Below are 15281 nucleotides of genomic sequence, written 5' to 3'. Positions count from 1 at the left end.
AAGATTTCAACATAGTGACCACTATCGTAAAACGTCATCTAGGCTTTGATCGCCTAGGTGACGAACATCTTTACCTTTCACGAAATAGATGATGTATTCACAAATATTCTGACAACGATCGCCCACTCGTTCAATCGCCCTTGCAGACCACATCACTTGTAAGATGTTAGGAATGTTCTTAGGGTCTTCCATCATGTAAGTCATCAGCTGACGAATCACGGCTTCGTACTCCGCATCAAGCTTGTCATCTAGCTTATGCACTTCTGCCGCGGCATCTACATCCATTCGCGCAAATGCATCCAAAACCTGATGAAGCATAGTGATCGCTTGTCGACACAGTGGCTCTAGCGATACATGGAATTTCTGCTCTTTCGTCGAAGGGATCTCAATAGCACCTTGCGCAATCTTAGAGGCAACATCGCCGATTCGCTCAAGATCAGTAATGGTTTTGATGATCGCCATAATCAAGCGTAGGTCTTTTGCGGTCGGTTGACGCTTGGCGATAATACGAGTGCATGCTTCATCGATTGAAACTTCCATCGCATTCACTTTGTGGTCATCACGAATCACTTTTTTGGCCAGCTCCGCGTCATCTTTATGAAGCGCTTGCATCGCAAAGGACAACTGCTGCTCTACCAGCCCACCCATGGTTAATACGTGGGTACGGATAGATTCCAATTCGACATTAAACTGCCCTGAAATGTGGCGACCAAAATGCATGTCAGCTCCTTAAAAGAAATGAATAAAGTCATTTATTTAAGAGTGACTTAGCTCTAGATGGCACGAACTTAAACGTTAACCATACCTACCTGTAATGTAGTCTTCAGTTTGATTTTTCAATGGCGAAGTAAATATAGAATCAGTATCTGAGTACTCGATCAACTTACCCATATGGATAAAAGCGGTATGGTCACTCACGCGAGCAGCCTGCTGCATGTTATGAGTAACAATAACAACGGTGTATTGGGTTTTCAGTTCGTTGATCAACTCTTCAATCGTCAATGTCGAAATCGGATCGAGTGCCGATGTCGGCTCATCCAACAACAATACTTCAGGCTCAATAGCAACGGCACGCGCAATCACCAAGCGCTGTTGTTGCCCCCCCGATAAACCAAAGGCATTTTCATGCAGTCGGTCTTTAACCTCATCCCATAACGCAGCTGCGCGTAAAGAACGCTCGACGGCGTCATCAAGATCTCGACTATTGCTCACGCCTTGCAACCTCAATCCATAAACTACGTTTTCATAGATAGATTTAGGAAAAGGATTCGGGCGTTGGAATACCATTCCGACACGACGTCGTAAAGTCGCAACATCAACCTTAGGGTGATACACGTTCTTACCATGAAGCTTCACTTTCCCAGAAACCTTACAGCCTTCAACTAAATCGTTCATTCGATTAATGCAGCGTAACAATGTCGACTTACCGCAACCCGATGGGCCGATAAAAGCCGTTACCTGCCCTTTGGGGATCTGCATCGAGATATCATCAAGTGCTTGGCTATCTTTGTAATAAAGATTCAGCCCTTCAATCGAGATAGCGATTTGCTCATCCTTCAGGTTGTGAACATCAAGTGGCGCTTGGTAACCCAAGGTTTCATTAATCGAGAACATCTAATCTTGTCCTAAGGTTCGGTATTTTTCACGTAAGTTATTACGGATATTGATTGCCGTTAAATTCAAGCCGACGATAACGGTAACCAATAGAAATGAAGTCGCGTACACCAATGGGCGGGCAGCTTCTATGTTCGATGTTTGGAATCCAACATCGTAGATATGAAAGCCTAAATGCATGAACTTTCTATCCAAATGTATGTATGGAAATTGGCTATCAACCGGTAGGCTTGATGCTAATTTAACGACACCCACCAGCATCAATGGCGCTACTTCACCTGCCGCCCTCGCTATCGCCAATATTAAGCCAGTAATAATCGCAGGGCTTGCCATAGGTAAAACAATGCGCCACAAGGTCTCAAATTGAGTCGCTCCCAGCGCTAAAGAGCCATGTCTCACCGCGCTAGGTATACGTGTTAAGCCTTCTTCCGTGGTGACAATAACAACGGGAAGAGTTAACACGGCCAAGGTCAGTGCGGACCATAACAGACCTGGAGTACCAAATGTCGGTGCTGGCAGTCGCTCTGCATAGAACAAAGAATCGATCGAACCACCGATGGTATACACGAAGAAACCTAGGCCGAATACGCCATACACAATCGACGGAACACCCGCCAAGTTAATCACTGCAATTCGAATCAAGCGTGTCAGTGCATTATTTTGGGCATACTCATGTAAATAGATAGCGGCGACAACTCCAAGAGGCATCACCACAATCGACATCAATATTACGAGTAATACCGTACCGAAAATCGCAGGAAAAACACCACCTTCCGAGTTAGAATCTCGAGGATTTTCAGATAAGAACTTCCAAACCTGTTTACCCCAATGCACAACCTTTTCAGGGTATGACATGTTATTGGGATACCAGTAATCAAGAATATGACTGAGCGATATCTCGACCTGCTCACCAGTCATATCTTCAACCAACAAGCTTTCCACATTTAACTGCGTTCGAAGGTGCTCGAGTTTAATCTCAGCATCACCAAGCTGGCTGTTTAACTCAAGCTTAGTCTTAGTATAGGTTTTAAGATATTCATCACTGACCGATTCATTGAGCTCGAGTTTACGCTTTTCTAAACGTAGGTTTTCTAACTGCCAGCTGATATTGCGAATTTCCTGATCCACCACTCGTGACGTTTCTTCACGTAAGGTATCGGCAAACGCTAAGCCTTCTTGGAGTTTTTGGTCAATGTTGGTTTGATATGTCCCTGAAGCTGTTTTAAAGCCAACCGGTTTACCAAAGAAATAGCCACCACGACTGCGCTCGATCACAGCCCATTCTGACGGAGTGGTAGGTTCACGCAGGTTCACATCAAGTATTGAAACAAAGTCGGCTGGGTAAAGCTCTCTATTAGCTACTTTGATACTTAAGCGTTGAATTAACCCCGTGGCAATATTTTGAGGCGACAGTAAGTCATGAGCTTGTGGCACTTGCTCTATCGGGATGTACTTTCTTTCGTAAAGTTGACCAATCAGCACATCTTGCTGTGAGACCGTTTCATCAAGATCGACAACTAATGATAGGTCTTTAGAGTCAACTTGCCATTGATAAAGAGGTGCAGGCCAAAAATAGGTTAAACCTTTCCAACCGATCAGCAGCATTAGGCCAAGTACTGAGAGCATACTAATACTCACCGCACCGCCAGTTAACCAGATCCAAGGGGAACCCGATTTAACCCAAGATAATAATGATTTGAGCTTGTTAAACATGATTCACCTGCCCTTTAACTGTATCAGCTAGGCAACACGCGTTTTCATGACAGACACAAACCGATGATTCAGCCATATTAGCAAGACAATGAGGCATAACTTCAACACTACAAAGCACGATATTTATCTCTTAACCTTTGTCTTACCCACTCTGCGACAGAGTTTACTGCGAACGTGAAAATAAACAGCAACAGTGCCGCTAAGAACAGTAATCGGAAATGAGAACCGCCAACTTCTGACTCTGGTAATTCGACGGCAATCGTAGCAGAAAGTGTCCTCATCCCTTCAAGGATATTCCAATCCAAAATTGGGGTGTTACCGGTTGCCATCAACACAATCATGGTTTCACCCACAGCTCGTCCAAGTCCCATCATGACGGCTGAAAATATACCCGGACTTGCGGTGAGCAACACAACGTAAATCAGAGTCTGCCACGCTGTTGCACCTAGAGCTAATGAACCGTCCGACAGGTGTTTTGGTACAGAGAAAATCGCATCTTCTGCAATCGTAAAGATGGTAGGGATAACCGCAAAGCCCATCGCAAATCCAACCACCAGCGCATTACGTTGGTCAAAATCGATGCCATAGCTAGCAAGGAAAGTACGTATATCACCATCAAACAATAAGGCTTCAATGCTGTTTCCACCTGCGAATACCGTAATCACGGTAATGATTAATACCGGAATCAGTATCAAGGCATGCCAACCATTAGCAAAGCGGCTCGTGATGACTTTAGGTAAACAGAACCAAGCCAATCCAGTCAATAAAGTACTCAAGGGCAACATCACCATCAAAGAGAAAACAGCGGTTAGGTGCGTCTCTACAATAGGGGCGAACCAAAGGCCAGCCAGAAAGCCGATGATCACTGTTGGTAAGGCTTCCATTAATTCGATTGAAGGCTTGACCACTCTACGCATGCGAGGAGACATGAAATAAGCAGTGTAAATCGCACCTAATACCGCTACAGGCACTGCAAACATCATCGCAAACAAGGCCGCTTTAATGGTGCCAAAAGTAATAGGGACTAGGCTGAATTTTTCTTCAAAATCGTCATTAGCAGACGTGGATTGCCAAACATACTGAGGCTCAGGGTAGCTTTCATACCACACTTTTTGCCACAACGATGAGAATGAAATCTGAGGATACTCATTGTCGACTTTAGCCACGCTGATTTCGCCATCAATAAGAGTCGCAAGATGCAGTTCATTAGCAGACATTGCCGCCAATTGTGGTGACTTATCAAATGCTCGCTCAAATAAAGAGAGCTTTTCACTGGTCGTATAATGGCTTTGCAATGTGCCATTTTTATAGAAGCTGTAGAACCCTTTACGGTAGGTATCTGGCAAGATAAATTGCACTTCTTCAGCGAGCTGGAAGTCTCGAATGTGTGTCAGGCTACGCTGTTCATCTTTAAGCACATCAAACCATTGAGAAACCTGTCCATCTTCATGCGTCACCAATAAAGAGTAGGCGCCCGACAACAAGTCGATGCTTTTCACGGAGTGTTTCGCATCATTCAAACTAAGATCGATCACTTCGCGAACATTGAAACCAGTGTCAGACAGCTTCAACACTGCTAGATCCGATTGAGATCTAAGATATATCGTTCTTCCATCCGGAGTGACTAAAAGTTGCTGCTGTAAACCTAGCTTGTTCGATAACCACTGGCTCTTCTTAAATACATAGTCACCAGCCAGATCGCTTTGGTACCACTTAACGATAACTCGTTGATCACTTAACTGCGCAACAACGGTAATTCCACGCTCATTCTTAGAAAATGCAAACTGATCGATGATCGCTCCGTTCGATTCGCCACTTTTCAAAAACGGTTCAGGTAATTCGATCTGTGTGATCTTAGGTTGTACAACGCTGTCCTTTTGAAGCACAGGCGCACTATACTCTGGATAAAAGAAGGTCATGTTGCTTGCGCTGTCAGCAAAAGCAAACCAGTTTTCAGATGGGGTGTTACGAGAGAAGGCTATTGGGTCATCGAAAACATCGCGTTCAAAGTAAGACTGCGTATTTTGAGCGTCTAAATCCCAAAATTGCACTAAACCGGACTTTTCGATAGTAAATGCATGTTGACCATATTCATCAACAGATAAAGCAATTGGCTGCTCAACATCAACGGTTTTAACGACTTGGTCGGTCTGAAGTCCAGTATCAGAAAATACCGGTAAAATGACCATAGCAAGGTAAACAAAGATCAAAACTAAACAAGCTAAAACACTGACACCACCACATGTCACCGAAAAACGGACGAGACGATCTTTCAACCATCTTTTTTTGTCGCGCTCTTTCAATGAAAATTGGGCTGAAGCCATCTGTTTATCTACCTTTTTTTAGCTACTGACATAATATGTACGTTAGATGACAATTATATTACAAGTTACTTTAAACAACTGAAACTAATAACAAGTTTCTTCGTCATATTTCTTAAAATAAGATCATTGTTTTTGTGAATAGCCTCGTTCTCACTTAAAGTAACAAACTCTATAACCAGCGCCCAAGGAATAAGCATGACGATGGAAAAAGACTATGTTACAAAAGAACTTAGCTGGTTATCGTTCAATGAAAGAGTTCTACAAGAAGCCGCTGACAAGTCTGTTCCATTGATCGAAAGAGTGCGCTTTTTAGGTATTTACTCCAATAATCTTGATGAGTTTTACAAAGTTCGCTTTGCTGACGTTAAACGAAAGATTATCCTTCAAGATCCACAACCCTCACCTCATTCACCGAAAACGTTATTGGCGCGAATGCAAAGTAAGGCAAGCGAGCTTGATCTTCGCTTTAATGAACTTTATAACGATTTACTGTTAGAGCTGGCACGTAACCGAATTTTTCTCATCAATGAACAGCAAATCAGTACAGAGCAAAGTGAATGGGTAAGAAAATACTTCAAGAAGAAAGTACTGCCACACCTAACGCCATTCTTGTTGAACGACGAAAGTCCATTGCTCAACATTCTAAAAGATGAACAAAGCTATCTCGCCATTGACATAAAGCATCAAGATAGCTCTCAATACGTGTTGCTCGAGATCCCATCAGAGAACCTTCCTCGTTTTGTGAAACTTCCTGACAACTCAGAGTCACAGCGTACGACTCTGATCTTATTAGATAATATAGTTCGGTTCTGTTTAGATGACCTGCTAAAAGGATTCTTTGAGTACGACTCTCTGAGCTGCTATGCGATTAAAATGACTCGCGATGCGGACTACGCGCTCCAAGAAGGCAATGACAGTGACATACTAGAGGCCATGTCATTAGGACTAGAGCAACGGCTCACTGCACTTCCTATTCGCTTAATTTATGAATCAGAAATGCCTCTTGAAATGCTGGATTTTTTACGCAGAAAGCTCCAGCTATCCGACTATGACAGTGTCATTGCTGGGGGGCGTTACCATAACTTCAAACACTTTTCTGAGTTTCCAAGCCTCAGCCGTCGTGAATTAGTCCACCGCCCTCTACCACCAATCAAATGCGCTCAGTTCGGCTGGTACCCCAACTATTTTGAGGCGATTAAAGCTCGCGATATCTTACTGCACTACCCTTACCACAGCTTCGAACACATCACTGAACTCGTCAGGCAGGCGTCATTCGATCCTAAGGTAACGGTCATCAAAATAAATGTTTATCGTGTTGCTGAAGGTTCTAAACTACTCAGCTCAATTATTGATGCCGCGCACAACGGAAAAAAGGTGACCGTGGCTGTTGAACTTCAAGCTCGTTTTGATGAACAGGCAAATATCCAATGGACGAAAACACTTCAAAAGTCCGGAGTAAAAGTCATCCATGGCATTCCAGGTTTAAAGGTGCATTCTAAGCTTCTACTGATCACAAGAAAAAATGGAAAAGCGCTCGAGCATTATGCTCATATTGGGACTGGCAATTTTCATGAAGTGACCGCTCGTGTTTATACAGATTTTTCTCTGCTGACGGCACGAGAAGAGGTCACACAAGAGGTTAAACAGGTCTTTAAATATATTGAAAGCCCACATCAAAAGTCTCAATTTAAACAGCTGATTGTTTCTCCCAAAAACACCAGAAAACGTCTGTATCAGTTGATTGATAATGAAATTCAGAATGCCACTGAGAACAAGCCTGCCAGCATAACCCTCAAGCTCAACAACTTAGTCGACCGTGAGATCATTGAAAAACTCTATCAAGCTAGCCAAGCCAACGTCACCATAAAAATGATCATTCGCGGTATGTGCTCCTTGGTTCCAGGAATACCAAACATCAGCGACAATATTGAGATAATTAGTGTGGTCGATCGTTTCCTTGAACACCCTAGAGTGATGATCTTTCATAATGATGGAAAGCCTAAGGTATACATATCTTCCGCCGACTGGATGACTCGAAACTTTGACCATCGGATCGAAGTTGCAGCGCCGATCTTAGATCCCAAAGCTAAGCAAACGATCATCGACATCACAGAGTTTCACTTTGGTGATTACAACAAAGCGAGAAGCCTTGACCAAGCAATGAGCAACCTTTACTTAGCGCCACCTTCAGAGCCGCTTGATTACTCGACGTCACAACTGGCGACATACCACTATATTAAACGTATAGAGAAGCACGCACGTAAGAAACATAAGAAAGAGAAAAAGTCATGCAGCTAATCGATCATAAACGTTCAAGACGTATTGCCGCCATTGATTTGGGCTCGAACAGCTTCCATATGGTTGTCGCTCAGGTCTTTGAGCAGCACTTGCAATTAGTGAGTCGGCACAAACAAAAAGTCCGGCTGGGTGACGGGCTCGACGCTAACCTACACCTATCAGAAAGTGCCATTCAACGGGGGTTAGACTGCCTTGAACTCTTTGCTGAACGACTGACCGATTTTGAACTCGATGATGTGAGAGTCGTTGCGACCCATACACTCAGGAAGGCAAAAAATTCCAGAGTTTTTCTGGAGCGAGCAAAAAAGGTTTTCCCCTTTCCGGTAGAGATAATCGCAGGTAAGGAAGAAGCTAGACTCATCTACAACGGTGTCGAACATACTCAAGCCACCTCTAACAGTAAACTCGTTATCGACATTGGTGGCGGCAGTACAGAGGTCATCGCTGGGCAAGGTTTTACACCAATAACTATGCATAGCTTACCTATGGGTTGTGTCAATTTTACCCAACGCTTCTTCGCAGACAAAAAATTAACGCCTGAAAAATTCGCCATTGCTTGCACCACAGCGAATCGTTTAATTGAGCCTGTATTAAATGAATATCGCAATATCACTTGGGAGATCGCTTTCGGCTCTTCCGGCACAGCGAAATCAATACAAGAGGTCTTAATCGGATTAGGGTTTACTGACGGCTATATAACTCCACAGCGGCTTAGCTACCTGAAAAGTCGATTATGTGAATTTGACACCTCAGATAACATCAATCTTTCAGGTTTGAGTGACGAGAGAAAGGCCGTATTCGCCGCTGGAGTCTCAATTCTATCTGCCGTAATGGGTACTCTCGATATCAAGGAGCTTCATTTTTCTGATGGCGCATTAAGAGAAGGGGTTCTTTATGATATGGAAGAAAGGTTTAAAGATATTGATATCCGCACTCGAACAGCCGAAACGCTTATCTCGCGCTATCACGTAGATTTAACTCATGGAGAAAGAGTCAAAAAGCTAGCCATCACCTTGTTGAAACAAGCTCAACCTCAAATCAACATACCTGTTCATCGCGAGTTATTTGATCTTCTTGGTTGGTCAGCGCTGCTTCATGAGGTCGGGCAAAGTATCTCATTCCAAGGTTATCATCGCCATTCAGCTTACTTGCTTAAACATACGACGATGCCCGGTTTTAATGCTGAACAACAACGCTTGTTATCGCTTTTAGCTCGCAATCAAAGAAAAGCCATTAAGCTTCGCGAGTTGCCAGAACTCTATTTATTTACCGAAGAACAGGTAACGCTGCTCATTCGAGTTCTGAGACTGGCGATTATTCTCAACCGACAACGAAGCCAATCCCCAACCCCAGAGATACGCTTAAGGATTGAAACGGGAGAGTGCTGGTCTTTGACCGGAAGTAATGTTGACTGGCTAACAGAGCATCAACTAATTAGCTATGAACTAGTACAAGAGCAAGAACGCTGGAAAAGTGTGGGTTGGACACTAGCGTTAAATTAATCGTAACCAAAATGAAAAACAGCCTGCATTAGCAAGCTGTTAGGGCTATATTATCATGGCTGATAGAGCACTTGTTTGTCGTTCTATAACGACCGTGTCATAGCCCTATCTTCGCTAACTCTTGCTCTGCGAACTCAGATGGTATTGCCAAGTAACCGTCTTTTTCCACCAACTCTTGCCCTTGCTTTGAGAATACAAAGCGAAAGAACTCTCTCTCAACCGGTGAAAGTGGCTTATCTGGATGCTTGTTTACATACACATACAGAAAACGAGATAGTGGGTAATCCCCACTCAAGATGTTAGCTCTAGTAGGCTCGACATAATCGGAACCTTGTTCAGCGATCGGTATCAATTTCACACCTGCAACCCGATATCCAATTCCAGAATAGCCAATACCACTAATGGAAGATGCCACGGATTGAACCACTGACGCCGAACCTGGCTGCTCATTCACTCGATTCTTAAAATCACCGCCGCACAAGGCATTTTGTTTGAAATAACCGTATGTCCCTGAAACCGAATTTCGTCCAAACAGTTGGAATCGATGTTTAGCCCAAGGCTGTTCAATACCTAGATCTTGCCAACTATTGAGTGGTTTCGTTGCACCACAGCGTAATGTTTGGGAAAAAATACCATCGATCTGTCGAAAGTTAAGTCCTTCAACTGGGTTATCACGGTGTACAAACAAGCCTATGGCATCGATTGCAACTCGAAGAGCAGTAGGTTTATAGCCATGCTCTCTTTCGAATGCTTCAATTTCGCGTAAGCGCATTGGACGACTCATCGGCCCGAGGTGCGCAGTACCTTCCGTTAATGCAGGAGGTGCAGTAGAAGAACCAGACGCCTGAACTTGAGCATTCACGTTCGGGTAATAAGACTTAAACTCTTCAACCCATAACGTCGTCATTCCCGCTAAGGTATCGGAACCGACAGACAACAAGCTGCCAGAAATACCCGGAACTTTAGAGTAATCAGGAAGCGACTCAACGCCCTGCTCTGCATAAGCGTAGTGAGTTATAGCCAACGCGAGGGCAGAAACAATAGGAAGACGCATTATGCGTATCAGCGCTTTCATTGCACGGTCAATCGGCTTGGAAGTGTGAAATGGAAACGGCTACCAACACCGACTTCACTTTGAATTTCTAAGTGTGAGTCATGATGACTCAGTGCGTGTTTAACGATAGCTAATCCTAGACCACTGCCACCCGTATCACGAGAGCGCGCCTTATCAACTCGATAGAAACGTTCTGTGAGTCGATGTAAGTGCTGAGGTTCTATGCCATCACCGGTGTCTGACACATCCAAACACGCACCTTGACTGGTTTGATACCAACGAACCTTGACGGTTGCACCAGGTGGAGTGTACTTCACCGCGTTATAAACCAAATTCGATATAGCACTTCTCATCTGATCTTCATCAGCTAATACACGCAGGCTCTTATCAATATCAAATTCCAGCTTATGCTCACGATCCCCACTTAGACTAGCCGCTTCCTTTTCAAGAACTTCTAACATCGCCGGAACGTTAACCACCTCATCCAATTCATGCATTGGCGCCGCTTCAATCTTTGAAAGCGTTAGCAGCTGATTAACCAAACTGTTCATGCGATTCAATTGCTCAGTCATCACACCGTGAGCTTTAGTCCACATTGGGCCAACAATCATGTCTGGGTCTTCCGTCATTTCAAGGTAACCTTGAAGTACGGTCATAGGGGTACGTAGCTCATGAGAAACGTTAGCAAAGAAATTCCGACGCATGCCTTCCAGCTGTTTAAGCTGAGTAACATCACGTACTACCATCAAATGCTCACCTTCGGTATAAGGCACGATACGCAGCTCAAGCATACGTTCCACATTGAGTGGCGATGGCATTTCTAACGGCTCAGAGAAGTCTTGCTTATTGAGATATTTGATAAAGTCCGGCGTTCGGATCAAATTCGAGATCGGTTGACCTGAATCGTCTGGCCAACGAAAACCCAGTAAATACTGAGCAAGCTTGTTACACCAAACAATATTGCCTTCACCGCGAAACACCACAACGGCATCGGGAAGGGATTCAGCACCGTTTCTGAAACGGCGGATAAGGTTGGTCAACTCTTTGCGCTTGCGACGCTGTCTCTGCTGCATACGATAAATACCGTTAAACAGAGATTCCCAATTTCCTGAGCCTGAAGGTGGTGTTAGACGCTTCTCATCCCACAACCATGCGGACAAACGCATTTGATTGTGTAGATGCCAGCCGAGCTGCAATACCGTAGCAGCCAGCAGTAACCAAGGTAGGTAACCGAATATCCATCCGACTAAAACCCATGGTGCGTAAAAAAAAGCCAGCTCCCAAGCCAGCTTTTTCCAGGTTAACTTTTCAACCATTCAGGACTCCGTAAACTGGGCAGCGAAGCCACATTAAGCCTTTGTAGAAAAACGGTAGCCTGCGCCGCGAACCGTTTGAATTAGTTTATCATGACCTGCAGATTCAAGTGCTTTGCGTAGGCGTCGAATATGAACATCAACCGTACGATCTTCAACGTAAACGTTGGTGCCCCAAACGTTATTTAGCAGTTGCTCTCGGCTGTATACTCGCTCTTGGTGAGTCATAAAGAAATGCAGCATTTTGAACTCGGTTGGTCCCATATCAACTGGGCCTTCGCTTGCTGTAACGCGGTGAGATACAGGGTCTAGCTTAAGACCTTGGACATCAATCACATCTTCCAATGCCGTTGGTGTTACACGGCGAATAACCGCTTTCAGACGAGCAACCAACTCTTTTGGTGAAAATGGTTTGGTAATGTAGTCGTCAGCGCCAACTTCTAAACCGCGAACCTTATCTTCTTCTTCACCACGAGCCGTCAGCATCACCACAGGGATGTTGCGAGTTAACTCTTCACGCTTCATGTGCTTGATAAAGTTTATCCCGCTACCACCTGGTAGCATCCAATCTAGTAATACTAGATCTGGGAAAGGTTCACATAGCTTGTTTACCGCTGTATCGTAATCTTCAGCCTCTACTGCTTGGTAGCCTTTTTGTTCAAGTACAAAACACAGCATCTCACGAATAGGTGCTTCATCTTCAACGACCAGAATCCTTCTCGACATAATTGAATAGCCTTAGTATTTAATCAACGCATTGCATTATCTGGTTTAATTATGACACTTTTGTGACCTTTGAAAACAAATTTTCATATAACTGTCTCAAACATTTCACTTTTAATTTTTATTGCAGGTATAAGACAAATGGATCGAAATCTCCTATGATGAGCGTCTTCAGATAAAGGTATGAGAAATATTTATGTGGTTTAAGAATTGCCTCGTCTATCGCTTTAATCGTGATATAGACTTCAACGCAGATCAGCTAGAGAAACAACTTGAAGAGTTCCGTTTTACCCCTTGTGGTAGCCAAGACAAACAAAAGTTTGGTTGGGTAAATGCGATGGGTAGACACGGCGATATGATGACGCACGTATCAGAAAACCGCATTCTCATCTGTGCAAAGAAAGAAGAGAAAATGCTTCCAGCTTCTGTGATCAAAGATTCATTGAATGCAAAAGTAGAAACGCTTGAGGCAGAGTCTGGTACTCCTCTGAAAAAGAAAGAAAAAGACAGCCTAAAAGAAGACATCATCATCGATCTTCTTCCTCGTGCTTTCAGCCGCAGTAACTTCACTTACGCACTGATCATGCCGAAAGAAGGCTTTATTGTTGTTGATGCTAGCAGCTACAAAAAAGCAGAAGACGTACTAGCATTACTACGTAAAACAATGGGTAGCTTGCCAGTAGTACCTGCTATTCCAGAGCAAGCGATTGAAACGACTCTGACAGAGTGGGTAAAATCAGGTGATACGCCTAAAGGTATCACCATGCTCGACGAAGCTGAGCTTAAATCAATCCAAGAAGACGGCGGTATTGTCCGAGTTAAGAAGCAAGAACTAGAAGCTGATGAGATTAAAAACCACATCGAAGCCAACAAAGTTGTGACTAAGCTTCTGATCAACTGGCAAGATCGCATTGAATTCATTCTTGCTGAAGACGGCAGCATCAAGCGCCTGAAATTCAGTGATGAATTAAAAGATGAGAACGACGATATTCCTCGTGAAGATCAAGCAGCGCGCTTTGATGCAGACTTCTCACTGCTATGTGGTGAATTCAGTGTTTTCCTACCAAACCTATTTGAATCATTAGGCGGTTTAACTCAACCTAACGCGTAATTGTTCCGATTTGAAGCTCAGGTGTCGACGATATCTGAGCTTATTTTCTTTCCTACTCCCGCTTATCAATACCTATCAACACTCTTCTTAATACCATTGTTATCTTTAGGGCTATCAACCAAACTCATTTTAGCGTAAAATTTGCGCCCCTTTGATATCACTTGGTGGTATCAACCTGACTTGAGATCAGATTAGAGAACGAAGCAATGACTACACAAAAACCATTTGTACCTGAACTATTATCACCGGCAGGAAGCCTTAAAAACATGCGTTACGCATTCGCCTACGGCGCAGATGCAGTATACGCAGGCCAGCCACGTTACAGCCTTCGCGTTCGTAACAACGAGTTCAATCACGAAAACCTACAAATCGGTATCGATGAAGCTCATGCTCAAGGCAAAAAGTTATATGTTGTATGTAACATTCAGCCACACAACTCTAAATTAAAAACATTCATTCGCGACCTTAAGCCTGTTGTTGAGATGGGCCCAGATGCACTTATCATGTCAGACCCTGGTCTTATCATGATGGTACGTGAGTCGTTCCCTGAAATGCCGATCCACCTTTCCGTTCAAGCAAATGCTGTAAACTGGGCAACCGTAAAATTCTGGTCTACTCAAGGCGTTGAGCGTGTGATCCTATCTCGTGAACTATCACTTGAAGAGATCGAAGAAATTCGCGAACACTGCCCAGAAACAGAGCTAGAGATCTTTGTTCATGGTGCACTATGCATGGCTTACTCAGGTCGTTGCCTACTTTCTGGTTACATGAACAAACGCGATCCAAACCAAGGTACTTGTACTAACGCTTGTCGTTGGGAATACAAAACCGAAGCTGCGATAGAAGACGAAAACGGTCAGATCGTTGAAGCAAACCCAACAGGTGTTGCTATTCAAGAAGTAGAAACTCAGGGTATTGAAGTTCAGGACGAGCGCCCAGACAACACACTAGGCCTTGGTAAACCAACTGATGAAGTGGTTTTACTTTCTGAATCACACAAACCTGAAGAGAAAATGGCGGCGTTTGAAGATGAGCATGGTACTTACATCATGAACTCAAAAGATCTTCGCGCAATCCAGCACGTTGAGCGTTTAACTAAGATGGGCGTTCACTCTCTGAAAATCGAAGGTCGTACTAAGTCTTTCTACTACTGTGCACGTACAGCACAGGTTTACCGTAAAGCTATCGACGATGCTGTTGCAGGCAAACCATTTGATGAGAGCCTTATGGGTACGCTAGAGAGCCTAGCTCACCGTGGCTACACTGAAGGTTTCTTGCGTCGTCACACTCACGACACATACCAAAACTATGAGTACGGTTACTCTATCTCTGATACTCAACAGTTTGTTGGTGAATTCACTGGTCAGCGCCGTGGTGACTTAGCAGAAGTCGAAGTTAAGAACAAATTCCTAGTTGGCGATAGCTTAGAAATGATGACACCAAAAGGTAACATCGTTTTCAAATTAGAAGTTATGGAGAACCGTAAATCTCAGCCAGTAGAAGACGCAAAAGGTAACGGTCACTTTGTCTTTATTCCTGTACCAGCCGATCTAGACTTAGAGTACGGCTTGCTGATGCGTAACTTGAGCGAAGGCCAAGACACACGCAACGCATCAGGTAAGTAACTTT

11 protein-coding genes are annotated in these 15281 nt (G+C 43.9%); 4 read left to right on the top strand and 7 right to left on the bottom strand.

Going from position 1 to position 15281, the window contains the following annotated elements; all coding sequences use genetic code 11:
* Nucleotides 1–21: 21 nt before the first annotated feature.
* The 4 genes from phoU to IHV80_RS02950 all read right to left on the bottom strand — a co-directional run bounded on the left by phoU (nucleotide 22) and on the right by IHV80_RS02950 (nucleotide 5651).
* A complete protein-coding gene (gene phoU, locus IHV80_RS02965) occupies nucleotides 22–720 on the bottom strand; it encodes a phosphate signaling complex protein PhoU (protein WP_102438010.1) in 699 nt (232 codons plus the stop codon).
* Nucleotides 721–795: 75 nt separating this feature from the next.
* Nucleotides 796–1614, bottom strand: a complete 819-nt coding sequence (gene pstB, locus IHV80_RS02960) for a phosphate ABC transporter ATP-binding protein PstB (RefSeq protein ID WP_192890008.1) — start codon at nucleotides 1612–1614, stop codon at nucleotides 796–798.
* On the bottom strand, nucleotides 1615–3327 hold the full coding sequence (gene pstA / locus IHV80_RS02955; protein ID WP_192890007.1) for a phosphate ABC transporter permease PstA: 1713 nt from the start codon (nucleotides 3325–3327) through the stop codon (nucleotides 1615–1617).
* A 107-nt stretch (nucleotides 3328–3434) separates the two neighbouring features.
* On the bottom strand, nucleotides 3435–5651 hold the full coding sequence (locus IHV80_RS02950) for an ABC transporter permease subunit (RefSeq protein ID WP_192890006.1): 2217 nt from the start codon (nucleotides 5649–5651) through the stop codon (nucleotides 3435–3437).
* 201 nt (nucleotides 5652–5852) lie between these two features.
* Between IHV80_RS02950 and ppk1 the strand changes: the two genes are divergently transcribed.
* Together ppk1 and ppx are read left to right on the top strand one after the other, a co-directional pair.
* The gene (gene ppk1 / locus IHV80_RS02945) at nucleotides 5853–7949 is read left to right on the top strand and encodes a polyphosphate kinase 1 (protein WP_192890713.1); all 2097 of its coding nucleotides are present in this window, start codon (nucleotides 5853–5855) and stop codon (nucleotides 7947–7949) included.
* Nucleotides 7940–9451, top strand: a complete 1512-nt coding sequence (gene ppx, locus IHV80_RS02940; protein ID WP_192890005.1) for an exopolyphosphatase — start codon at nucleotides 7940–7942, stop codon at nucleotides 9449–9451. The genes ppk1 and ppx overlap by 10 nt, the downstream gene beginning before the upstream one ends.
* Before the next feature lie 97 nt (nucleotides 9452–9548).
* Here the strand turns inward: ppx and IHV80_RS02935 are convergent, their stop codons facing one another.
* From IHV80_RS02935 to phoB, 3 genes are read right to left on the bottom strand one after another with little or no spacing between them, the layout of a single operon-like run.
* A complete protein-coding gene (locus IHV80_RS02935; RefSeq protein WP_192890712.1) occupies nucleotides 9549–10505 on the bottom strand; it encodes a PstS family phosphate ABC transporter substrate-binding protein in 957 nt (318 codons plus the stop codon).
* A gap of 17 nt (nucleotides 10506–10522) precedes the next feature.
* A complete protein-coding gene (gene phoR, locus IHV80_RS02930) occupies nucleotides 10523–11821 on the bottom strand; it encodes a phosphate regulon sensor histidine kinase PhoR (protein ID WP_192890004.1) in 1299 nt (432 codons plus the stop codon).
* Nucleotides 11822–11854: 33 nt separating this feature from the next.
* Complete coding sequence (phoB, locus tag IHV80_RS02925) at nucleotides 11855–12544, bottom strand: phosphate regulon transcriptional regulator PhoB (RefSeq protein ID WP_004735064.1); 690 nt, start codon at nucleotides 12542–12544, stop codon at nucleotides 11855–11857.
* A 193-nt stretch (nucleotides 12545–12737) separates the two neighbouring features.
* Here phoB and rdgC point away from each other — a divergent pair, with 193 nt between their 5' ends.
* Together rdgC and trhP are read left to right on the top strand one after the other, a co-directional pair.
* The gene (gene rdgC, locus IHV80_RS02920) at nucleotides 12738–13652 is read left to right on the top strand and encodes a recombination-associated protein RdgC (RefSeq protein WP_009848262.1); all 915 of its coding nucleotides are present in this window, start codon (nucleotides 12738–12740) and stop codon (nucleotides 13650–13652) included.
* Between the two features lie 206 nt (nucleotides 13653–13858).
* The gene (trhP, locus tag IHV80_RS02915; protein ID WP_192890003.1) at nucleotides 13859–15277 is read left to right on the top strand and encodes a prephenate-dependent tRNA uridine(34) hydroxylase TrhP; all 1419 of its coding nucleotides are present in this window, start codon (nucleotides 13859–13861) and stop codon (nucleotides 15275–15277) included.
* The last annotated feature ends 4 nt before the right edge of the window (nucleotides 15278–15281 follow it).

Origin of the sequence: Vibrio bathopelagicus, from assembly GCF_014879975.1 — a bacterium.
Classification (GTDB): Bacteria; Pseudomonadota; Gammaproteobacteria; order Enterobacterales; family Vibrionaceae; genus Vibrio; species Vibrio bathopelagicus.
The sequence above is the reverse complement of the archived record's forward strand: the minus strand, read 5'-3'. Positions and strand labels throughout refer to the sequence as shown.

What these genes read in the sequence shown, in the direction of transcription:
- pstA (WP_192890007.1), bottom strand. Translation starts at nt 3,327, where the DNA reads ATGTTTAACAAGCTCAAATCATTATTATCTTGGGTTAAATCGGGTTCC.
- IHV80_RS02950 (WP_192890006.1), bottom strand. Translation starts at nt 5,651, where the DNA reads ATGGCTTCAGCCCAATTTTCATTGAAAGAGCGCGACAAAAAAAGATGG.
- trhP (WP_192890003.1), top strand. Translation starts at nt 13,859, where the DNA reads ATGACTACACAAAAACCATTTGTACCTGAACTATTATCACCGGCAGGA.
- pstB (WP_192890008.1), bottom strand. Translation starts at nt 1,614, where the DNA reads ATGTTCTCGATTAATGAAACCTTGGGTTACCAAGCGCCACTTGATGTT.
- rdgC (WP_009848262.1), top strand. Translation starts at nt 12,738, where the DNA reads ATGTGGTTTAAGAATTGCCTCGTCTATCGCTTTAATCGTGATATAGAC.
- phoR (WP_192890004.1), bottom strand. Translation starts at nt 11,821, where the DNA reads ATGGTTGAAAAGTTAACCTGGAAAAAGCTGGCTTGGGAGCTGGCTTTT.
- ppx (WP_192890005.1), top strand. Translation starts at nt 7,940, where the DNA reads ATGCAGCTAATCGATCATAAACGTTCAAGACGTATTGCCGCCATTGAT.
- phoU (WP_102438010.1), bottom strand. Translation starts at nt 720, where the DNA reads ATGCATTTTGGTCGCCACATTTCAGGGCAGTTTAATGTCGAATTGGAA.
- IHV80_RS02935 (WP_192890712.1), bottom strand. Translation starts at nt 10,505, where the DNA reads ATGCGTCTTCCTATTGTTTCTGCCCTCGCGTTGGCTATAACTCACTAC.
- ppk1 (WP_192890713.1), top strand. Translation starts at nt 5,853, where the DNA reads ATGGAAAAAGACTATGTTACAAAAGAACTTAGCTGGTTATCGTTCAAT.
- phoB (WP_004735064.1), bottom strand. Translation starts at nt 12,544, where the DNA reads ATGTCGAGAAGGATTCTGGTCGTTGAAGATGAAGCACCTATTCGTGAG.